Annotated in this window: 4 protein-coding genes and 1 pseudogene; 2 read left to right on the top strand and 3 right to left on the bottom strand. The window is 69.9% G+C overall.

The features are described 5' to 3' along the window. Positions 1–541: hypothetical protein (locus QSK17_RS18615; RefSeq protein WP_285706137.1), on the bottom strand; the 541-nt coding region annotated here is incomplete at its 3' end. A 674-nt stretch (positions 542–1,215) separates the two neighbouring features. Between QSK17_RS18615 and QSK17_RS18610 the strand changes: the two genes are divergently transcribed. Both QSK17_RS18610 and QSK17_RS18605 read left to right on the top strand, forming a co-directional pair. Beyond that, positions 1,216–3,930: a DEAD/DEAH box helicase gene (locus QSK17_RS18610; RefSeq protein ID WP_285706136.1), complete on the top strand. Its 2,715-nt coding sequence runs from the start codon at positions 1,216–1,218 to the stop codon at positions 3,928–3,930. Positions 3,931–4,152: 222 nt separating this feature from the next. Then, positions 4,153–4,320, top strand: coding sequence for a hypothetical protein (locus QSK17_RS18605; protein ID WP_285706135.1), 168 nt, complete (start codon positions 4,153–4,155; stop codon positions 4,318–4,320). Between the two features lie 78 nt (positions 4,321–4,398). Here the strand turns inward: QSK17_RS18605 and QSK17_RS18600 are convergent, their stop codons facing one another. Together QSK17_RS18600 and QSK17_RS18595 are read right to left on the bottom strand one after the other, a co-directional pair. After that, complete coding sequence (locus QSK17_RS18600) at positions 4,399–5,304, bottom strand: 5'-3' exonuclease (protein ID WP_285706321.1); 906 nt, start codon at positions 5,302–5,304, stop codon at positions 4,399–4,401. A 21-nt stretch (positions 5,305–5,325) separates the two neighbouring features. Beyond that, positions 5,326–5,542 (bottom strand): annotated as a pseudogene (locus QSK17_RS18595) (RNA-guided endonuclease TnpB family protein); the annotation flags it as partial.

The following is a 5,542-nucleotide window of genomic DNA, read 5'->3' as shown; positions in this document are numbered from 1 at the left end:
AGCGGCGTTCTGCGACGAAGGCCCTACGGACCCTCGGGTGTGTGACGACGCGGCGCTCTTCGACGAAGGCCCTGCGGAGCCTGGGGTGGGTGACGGCGCGCGCTTCCATGAAGGTCCTGCGAAGGCGCGGGTGTTCGACGAAGACGCGCTGCTCGACGAAGTGCCTGCGGACCCTCGGGTGTGTCACGACGCGGCGCTCTTCGACGAAGGCCCTGCGGAGCCTGGGGTGGGTGACGACGCGTTCTGTGATGTAGGCCCTGCGGAGCCTGGGGTGGGTGACGACGCGTTCTGTGATGTAGGCCCTACGGAGCCTGGGGTGGGTGACGACGCGCTCTTCGATGAAGGTCCTGCGGAACCGCGCGTGTCGAGAAGGGCAGCCGCAGCCGTTTCCTCCCCAGCACTGGATCGAGGATGCCGCGACGTTCGAGGCGGCGATCGCGGAGGGTGTGACGGAGGCGTTCGCGGGCTGGGCCGACAGGGTCATCGGGACGACGAAGGCGGAGGCCACCATTGCGCCGGCGGCGAGAGCTTGTCTGAGCATGAGGAATCACTCCGTGTGGTGGTGATGGTTCCACGCCCCCACTCATGCGTGGGGCTGTGTCTCACGTGACACCGGACCTGCTGGCTGCGCGGCCTGGTCTCAGTCACTACTGATTGACGGAGCGTCGAATCGGTCTTCCGGGAAGACGCCGAAACGGCGTGTTGACCTGTCCCCACGGTAGAGTGCGCCGCGCAGGGCCGGACACCCGTAATAGGCAAAGGGCTGATTACCTCTTGCCGGAAACAGTTCGGGGCTCTGTCGCATCGGCGATTTTTCCGCCGTTCTCGGCCGGGACGGGACATCGCCCACGACCTGAGGGATCACCAATTCCAACAACCGCTCGTATTCGTGCGGCCTGGGACAGGCTGTTGCGACACTGGAAAGTCTCGAATTCATCGAAAACGCATCAGTGAAACATGTTCATATGCCACTGTCCGGCCGCGCGGGTGGCCGACGTGGTTAATGCATGCATGGAAATGCCCGTCGGCGCATTCTTTTCTGCGCGACCTCGGGTGAATCGGGCGGTCTTCCCGGCGGCGGCCGTGTGCGGCGAGGCCGTGCGCCCACAGCGGGGCGACGATGTGGCCACCGCGGAGAGTACGAGAGACAACAGCCGCATGGGCCGATCACTACCAACGACAGCCAATCACCCGGGGATCGGTAGGGTTGGACCCATGAGTACGCCTGCGGAACGCTACGCCGCCTTCCGTGAGCAGCAGGCCGGTAGCGGGCCCGCCCTCACCTCGTTCCGGGGTCTGTACGACTTCGCGCTCGACGAGTTCCAGATCGACGCCTGTGAGGCGCTGGAGGCCGGAGACGGCGTCCTGGTCGCCGCCCCTACCGGGTCGGGCAAGACCGTGGTCGGGGAGTTCGCCGTCCACCTCGCCCTGGAGCAGGGGCGCAAGTGCTTCTACACGACGCCCATCAAGGCGCTGTCGAACCAGAAGTACAACGATCTCGTCCGCCGGTACGGCGCGACCAAGGTCGGCCTGCTCACCGGGGACAACAGCGTCAACGGCGAGGCGCCGATCGTGGTCATGACCACCGAGGTCCTGCGCAACATGCTCTACGCCGGATCCGGCACGCTCGCCGGCCTCGGATACGTGGTCATGGACGAGGTGCACTATCTCGCCGACCGCTTCCGCGGCGCGGTCTGGGAAGAGGTGATCATCCACCTGCCCGAGTCGGTCCGGGTGGTCGCGCTCTCCGCGACGGTCAGCAACGCCGAGGAGTTCGGCGAGTGGCTCGGCGAGGTCCGCGGCGACACCACGGTCATCGTCGACGAGCACCGCCCGGTGCCGCTCTGGCAGCACATGCTGGTCGGCAACCGCCTGTACGACCTGTTCGCCAACGAGGGCGACGGCGTGCTGCGGATCAACCCCAACCTCATGCGGATCTCCCGCGACGAGGCGAGGCTGGCGCAGGCACGCGGGCGGCGGGGCTACTCGCGGCCGCGCCGCGGCCCGGTCTCCAACCGGCCGGACATCATCGAGAAGCTCGACGCCGAAGGGCTGCTGCCCGCGATCACGTTCATCTTCTCCCGCGCCGGATGCGACACCGCCGTTGTGCAGTGCCTGTACGCCGGGCTCCGGCTGACGACGGAGCAGGAACGGCACGAGATCCGGCAGATCGTCGACGAGCGTACGGCCCACCTGCCGGACGAGGATCTCGCGGTTCTCGGCTTTCTGGAATGGCGCGACTGCCTGGAGCGTGGCCTGGCCGCGCACCACGCGGGCATGCTGCCCGCGTTCAAGGAAGTCGTGGAGGAGCTGTTCACCAAGGGCCTGGTCAAGGCGGTCTTCGCCACCGAGACCCTCGCCCTGGGCATCAACATGCCCGCGCGTTCGGTCGTGATCGAGAAGCTCGACAAGTGGAACGGCGAGACCCACGCCGACCTGACCGCGGGGGAGTACACCCAGCTCACCGGCCGGGCCGGGCGGCGCGGCATCGACGTCGAGGGCCACGCGGTCGTGGTGTGGCAGCCCGGCATGGACCCGGTCGGCGTCGCCGGGCTCGCCAGCACCCGTACGTACCCGCTGCGCTCCAGCTTCCGGCCGTCGTACAACATGGCGGTCAACCTTGTCGGGCAGGTCGGACGGGCCCGCGCCCGCGCGCTGCTTGAGGACTCCTTCGCTCAGTTCCAGGCCGATCGGGCGGTCGTCGGACTGGCCCGCCAGCTACGCAAGTCCGAGCAGGCCCTGGAGGGCTACGCCGAGGCCATGACGTGCCACCTCGGTGACTTCCAGGAGTACGCGGCGCTGCGCAGGCGGCTGTCGGACCGCGAGTCGGAGCTGTCCCGCCAGCGCGGAGCCGCCCGCAGGGCGCAGGCCGTACGCTCCCTGGAGGAGCTGAAGCCCGGAGACGTCATCCGGGTGCCCGGCGGGCGGCGCGCGGGCCTGGCCGTGGTTCTGGACCCCGGGGTCAACGTCCGGGGCGAGGGGCCCTCCCCGCTCGTTCTCACCGCGGGCAAGCAGGTCAAGCGGCTGTCCCCGGCCGACTTCCCGGTGCCGGTGGAGCCGGTCGAGCGGATCAGGATCCCCAAGGGGTTCAACGCGCGGGCCCCGAAGGAGCGGGCCAACCTCGTCTCCACCATGCACGCCAAGATCGGTGACCGCGACCTCGGGAAGCCGCCGCGCGCCAAGGACCACGCGGCGGAGGACGAGGAGATCCTGCAGCTGCGCCGGCGGTTGCGGCAGCACCCCTGCCACGGCTGCGACGAGCGCGAGGACCACGCGCGGTGGGCCGAGCGCTACCACAAGCTGCTGCGCGAGACCGAGGGGCTGCGCCGCCGGGTCGAGGGCCGGTCCAATGTCATCGCCAGGACCTTCGACCGGGTGTGCGGGGTGCTCGACCAGCTCGGCTACCTGGAGGGCGAGACCGTCACCCAGGAGGGCCGTCGGCTGGCCAAGCTTTACACGGAGCTGGACCTGCTCACCGCGGAGTGCCTGCGCGCGGGTCTGTGGGAGCGGCTGGATCCGGCGGAGCTCGCCGCGTGCGTGTCCTCGCTGATCTACGAGTCGCGGCAGTCCGACGACGCCCGGAGCCCGCAGATCCCGGCCGGCGAGGCCAAGGAGGCGCTGGCCGCCATGATCCGGCTGTGGGGCGAGCTGGAGTCCATCGAGGAGGACCACGGGCTGTCGTTCGTCAGGGAGCCCGACCTCGGGTTCGTCTGGGTGGCGTTCCGCTGGGCCAAGGGGCACAGCCTCGACGCCGTCCTCACCGACGGCGATCTCGCGGCGGGCGACCTGGTGCGCTGGATGAAGCAGCTGCTCGACCTGCTCGGCCAGCTCAGGGACGCGGCGCCGATCGGGAGCAAGGTCAAGGAGAACGCGAACAAGGCCATCGACGCGCTGCGCCGGGGCGTCGTGGCGTACTCCTCGGTCAACTGACCGTCGGATCACCGGGCCCGGTCGAGGGCGTCGCCCGATCCGGCGCGTCCGCCGCTCCAGGGCGTCGGCCGATGCGGTCCGTCGGCAACGCCGGGGCGAACTGACCGCCCGGTCGGGAGCCTGTAACGGCCAGTTCGCGCACAGTAACCATGCGGCAAGGTTCTCAGGTGGTCTGGGTGGAAATCTCCCTATAACAAGCCCCCTGGGTCCCTGGAGGTAGGGATGTTCGCTCTCCTCGCCGCGCTGTTCTTCCTCGCAGCACTGGTCTTCGCCATCGGCGGCTGGGCCGTCGGCGCCGTCCTCACGGTGACCACGCTCGGCGTCGCCGGACTGTTCTGCCTCGCGCTGCACCTCAGCGGGTACGGCACGGGCTGGAGCCTCAAGAAGTAGCCTCCCGCGGCTACCGCACCGGAGTAACGCGCAGGCCCCGAGGACGCCCGTCCCCGGGGCCTGCCGATGGGATCGGCATCAGGACGCGGTCCGCGAGGACAGCGCGGAGAGCAGTCGGTTCACCGGGCCGTCCAGGCCGAACCGGTCGGCGAGGGCAACCAGACGGTCGGCGTCGCGCGGCGCGGCGGGGCAGGCGAGTTCGGTGCCGGAGACCGGCGCGTCGTGCGCCACCTTCACCACAGCGGGAGCGACGTCGAGATAGGCCCGGGCGGCCGCCAGCTTGGCCCGGCTTCCGGCGGGGAAGCCCTCGTGGACGCCCTCGTCCAGCGCGGCGAGCAGCTTGCCGAGCGAGCCGAACCGGCTGATCAGGGCGGCCGCCGTCTTCTCCCCGATGCCGGGAACGCCGGGGAGGCCGTCGCTCGGGTCGCCGCGCAGGGTGGCGAAGTCCGCGTATCCCTGACCGGGGATCCCGTACTTCTGGGCGACGAACGCCTCGTCGACCAGTTGAAGGTTGCGAATGCCCCGGACCGTGTAAAGGACACGGCAGGGCTTGGCGTCGTCCACGAGCTGGAACAGGTCGCGGTCGCCGGTGACGATGTCGACCGCCCCCGCCTCGCGGTGCGCCAGCGTCCCGATGACGTCGTCGGCCTCGTACCCGTCGGCCGCGAGCCGGGCGATGCCGACCGCGTCGAGGATCTCCTCGATGACGGGGATCTGCGGGACGAGCGTGTCGGGCACCTGCTCCTCGTTCCCGGTGGCGACGCGGTGCGCCTTGTACGTGGGGATCGCGGCGACCCGGAAGGCGGGCCGCCAGTCGGCGTCCATGCAGGCGGCGAGCCCGGTGGGCGAGTGGTCGCGGACCAGGGTGGCGATCATGTCGATGAGCCCGCGTACGGCGTTGACCGGCATGCCGTCCGGTGCGGTCATCGACTCCGGCACGCCGTAGAAGGCGCGGAAGTAGAGCGACGGGGTGTCCAGAAGCATCAGCACCCGTCCATTGTCGCGCTACGGAGCGGGAGCGGCGCAGCTTGTGTCCGCTCCCGGGAGGCGCCCGTCCATCGCCCGGTCGATCCCGACCTGCGGGCCAGGATGGCAGGCCGGGGCAGGCACCTGGCGTTCGGCTCGGAACACGATGTGCCAGCTGTCGGCTTCTTTGACCAGGCGGGCTCCGGTGATCCGCCCGGCAGGGCCGCCCTTGGTGGTGCCGGGCAGATCCTTGGTC

Source organism: Microtetraspora sp. NBRC 16547 (assembly GCF_030268965.1).
GTDB lineage: Bacteria > Actinomycetota > Actinomycetes > Streptosporangiales > Streptosporangiaceae > Microtetraspora.
Note: the sequence above shows the minus strand (reverse complement) of the source record. Positions and strands in the feature narration are given on the sequence as shown.

Bases quoted from the DNA above. Each gene is read 5' to 3' on its own strand.
- QSK17_RS18610 (WP_285706136.1), top strand. From the start codon at position 1,216: ATGAGTACGCCTGCGGAACGCTACGCCGCCTTCCGTGAGCAGCAGGCC.
- QSK17_RS18605 (WP_285706135.1), top strand. From the start codon at position 4,153: ATGTTCGCTCTCCTCGCCGCGCTGTTCTTCCTCGCAGCACTGGTCTTC.
- QSK17_RS18600 (WP_285706321.1), bottom strand. From the start codon at position 5,304: ATGCTTCTGGACACCCCGTCGCTCTACTTCCGCGCCTTCTACGGCGTG.